This is a genomic window from Bradyrhizobium sp. 23 (assembly GCF_023073295.1).
Lineage (GTDB): Bacteria > Pseudomonadota > Alphaproteobacteria > Rhizobiales > Xanthobacteraceae > Bradyrhizobium > Bradyrhizobium canariense_D.
This window is the reverse complement of record NZ_JADPJF010000064.1, coordinates 183,143-186,080: the sequence shown is the minus strand read 5'-3', so window position 1 is coordinate 186,080 and position 2,938 is coordinate 183,143. Positions and strand designations below refer to the sequence as shown.

Annotated in this window: 4 protein-coding genes; all 4 read right to left on the bottom strand. The window is 64.1% G+C overall.

Annotation, left to right across the window (positions count from 1 at the left end):
- The coding region (locus IVB32_RS15975) for an ATP-binding cassette domain-containing protein (protein WP_247410720.1) at nt 1-321 on the bottom strand (321 nt) is incomplete at its 3' end.
- Nucleotides 322-1,023 carry an ABC transporter ATP-binding protein gene (locus IVB32_RS15970; RefSeq protein ID WP_247368106.1) on the bottom strand — a complete coding sequence of 234 codons (702 nt, stop codon included), beginning with the start codon at nt 1,021-1,023 and terminating at the stop codon, nt 322-324. It abuts the gene before it with no gap.
- The gene (locus IVB32_RS15965) at nt 1,020-1,763 is read right to left on the bottom strand and encodes an ABC transporter ATP-binding protein (RefSeq protein ID WP_247368108.1); all 744 of its coding nucleotides are present in this window, start codon (nt 1,761-1,763) and stop codon (nt 1,020-1,022) included. Before IVB32_RS15965 ends, IVB32_RS15970 begins: the two co-directional genes overlap by 4 nt.
- Nucleotides 1,760-2,803 (bottom strand): branched-chain amino acid ABC transporter permease, encoded by a 1,044-nt coding sequence (locus tag IVB32_RS15960; protein ID WP_085361703.1) that lies wholly within the window; start codon nt 2,801-2,803, stop codon nt 1,760-1,762. The genes IVB32_RS15965 and IVB32_RS15960 overlap by 4 nt, the downstream gene beginning before the upstream one ends.
- Between the last annotated feature and the right edge of the window lie 135 nt (nt 2,804-2,938).

Below are 2,938 nucleotides of genomic sequence, written 5' to 3'. Positions count from 1 at the left end.
GAAGGCGGACGGAATGCGCTTCCGGAAGCGCCTGACCTGATAGGATTGGTGATAGTGGATCGCGAGCCGGTCGCGCTCGCGATATTTGACACCATGGATATCGGTGCCCGCGACCAGCACGCGCCCGGAGGTCGGGGCGTTCGAGCCCGTCATCATCTCGAACAAGGTCGTCTTGCCGGCGCCATTCGGGCCGACGACACCAACGATATCAGGTTCGTCCAGCGACAGGTTTGCCTGTAGCGTGAATGTCGGTCGGCGGATCACGCGGCCCCGTGTATAGACCTTTCGAACGTCGTCGAGAACGAGCAGCGGTGCGGCCACTTATTGTACTCCCAGCAAGCACTGACGAAGCCCGCGGTCATCGCGCAAGGCCGCGGCCTCCCCGGTCCAGACGATCCGGCCGCGATCGATCACCGCGGCATGGTCTGCGACCGCCAGCGCGATCTCGGCGTTCTGCTCCACGACCAGCGAGGCAATGCCCTCGTCCTTCATGCGCAAGATCGTCGCGAGCACGTCGCCGACGATTTTCGGCGCCAGTCCCTGGCTCGGCTCGTCGAACAGCACCAATCCCGGCGAGCCGACCAGCGCGCGGGCGATCGCCACCATCTGCATTTCGCCGCCCGACAGGTTTTCGCAGTCGCGCTCCATGAGATATTCGAGCGGTGAGAAGATCGTAGCGGCCTCCTTGACGCTCCAGTGGCCAAAGCGCGTGCGCTTTTGCGCGATCGACAGGTTGCGCGCAACCGTCAATGTCGGACACAGCCGGCGGTCGTCGGGTACCCAGCCGATGCCGGCGCGCGCAATCTCGTGGGTCGGATCGCGCGTGACGTCGTGACCGTCGAAACAAACGGAGCCGCGGCGCGGACGCGTCAGCCCCAGAATCGAGCGGAGCATGGTCGTCTTGCCGGCGCCGTTAGGGCCGAGCAGCGCAAACACCTTGGCGTGCTCGATGGCAAGCGAGGCGCCGAACAGCGCCTGGGTCTCACCGTAAAAGGTATCGACCGCGTCCACTTCGAGGATCATGCGAACTTCCCGAGATTGGAGCGCCGCACCCATTCGTTCTGCTGCAGTTCATGTGGCGTTCCGCGCGCCACCACCTGGCCCCAATGGATGACCGAGATCCGGTCAGCCAACGAGAACAGGAACTCCATATCGTGCTCGATCGCGACGATGGTCAGCCGCCCCTTCAGGCGAGCAATCAGGGCTGCGAGCCGGTGCACCCCGTCGGAGCCGAGGCCGGAGGTCGGCTCGTCCAGGCACACCACCCGGGGCGCCTGCGCCAGGGCGACCGCGATCTCCAGCGCGCGCCGGTCGCCATAGGACAGGTCCTTGGCGCGGATGTCGCCTTTGTCGGCAAGCCCGACTGCCGCCAGCGATTCAGAGGCCTTCGCGGCAAGCCGGCTGTCGCCCGCCGCTGCGCGCGCGACATCCTGGCCACGGGCGCGAAACTCGGGCAAGCCCATCATGACGTTGTCACGCGCGGAGAATTCGTCGAACAGTGTCATGATCTGAAACGAGCGGGCGATGCCCTTGGCGGCGATGCGGTGCGGGCTGAGGCCCGTGACATCCTCGCCGGCGAGCAGGACTCGACCACGATTCGGTTTCACCCGGCCGGTGAGGACATTGAAGAACGTGGTTTTGCCGGCACCGTTCGGGCCCATCACACCGTGAAACTCGCCCTCCGCGACCGCGAGATCGACGCTCTCCAGCACGACGCGGTCGCCGAAGCGGACATGAACGGCCGCGGCTTCGATCATGTTCATCGCCCGCTCCCGAACAGCAGCCGCATCGCCGAGGTACCGCGCTGCCGTAAGGCGCCGAGTGAGTGCTGCTGCACGGCAGCGGATATCGCGCCGGCAATGCCTTCGGGGCGAAACAGCACGATGGCGATGAAGAGCAGACCAAAATAGAGCATCCAGGCATTGGTCAGCGCACCGATCACGTCTCGGGCGGTGAGGAAGAGAAATACGCCAATCACCGGGCCCCAGAAGCTGACGAGGCCACCGCCGACGAGCGTCATCATCACGACGTAGCCGGATTGATGCAGGCTCATGACGTCGGGGAATGCGGCGAGCTGCGCCATGGCGAACAATCCGCCGGCAAACCCCGAGACGGCGGCCGACAGCGCAAAGATCGCGACTTTGTAGAGCCACACATTATAGCCGAGATGGCTCGCGCGAACTTCGCTCTGCCTGATCGCAGCGACCACGCGGCCATAGGGCGAGTGCACCAGCCTCCACAATGCGGCGGTGCCGACCGCAAAGACGGCGAGCACGAAATAGTAGAACGCGACATTGTCGTTGAGATCGAACGACACAAGCCCGAAATCGGCCGGCAACCGTTTGATCTTGAGAAGGCCGTCTTCGCCGCCGGTGATCCGGTGCGATTTTATCGCCAACGTCCAGAAGATCTGGCCGAAGGCAATCGTCATGAAGGCATAATAGATGCCGCGCCTGTGCGAGATGAACAGCGCCACCAGCACGCCGGCGAGACCTGCCGCCGCGGCCGCGGCAATCAGGCATATCCAGAGATTGGCGAGGATGTCGAACTGACAGAGACCGAACGCGTAGGCGCCGATGCCGAAATAGGCACCATGACCGAACGACGGAAGTCCGGCGGTGCCCAGCACCAGGTTGAATGCGAGCGCATAGAGCGACCAGATCAGGATCTCGATCCCGAGATAGGGATAGAGCCCGATCCGCGTGATCCAGAGCGGCACCGTTGCAAGCACGAGCCAGAGCACCAGCATCGTCGGCGTCACGAGGCGCGCAGCGTCCGGTGAAGATTTTGGTCCCACAATCATTCCCTTTAGGCCTCGAGCACGCTTTTTTTGCCCCAGAGGCCGCGCGCGCGGAACGTCACGACGGCCACGAGCAAGATGTACATCGACAACAGCGACCATTCGGACGCGTAGGCGCCGGCAAGGCCGACACACAGT

What these genes read in the sequence shown, in the direction of transcription:
- IVB32_RS15960 (WP_085361703.1), bottom strand. Translation starts at nt 2,803, where the DNA reads ATGATTGTGGGACCAAAATCTTCACCGGACGCTGCGCGCCTCGTGACG.
- IVB32_RS15965 (WP_247368108.1), bottom strand. Translation starts at nt 1,763, where the DNA reads ATGAACATGATCGAAGCCGCGGCCGTTCATGTCCGCTTCGGCGACCGC.
- IVB32_RS15970 (WP_247368106.1), bottom strand. Translation starts at nt 1,023, where the DNA reads ATGATCCTCGAAGTGGACGCGGTCGATACCTTTTACGGTGAGACCCAG.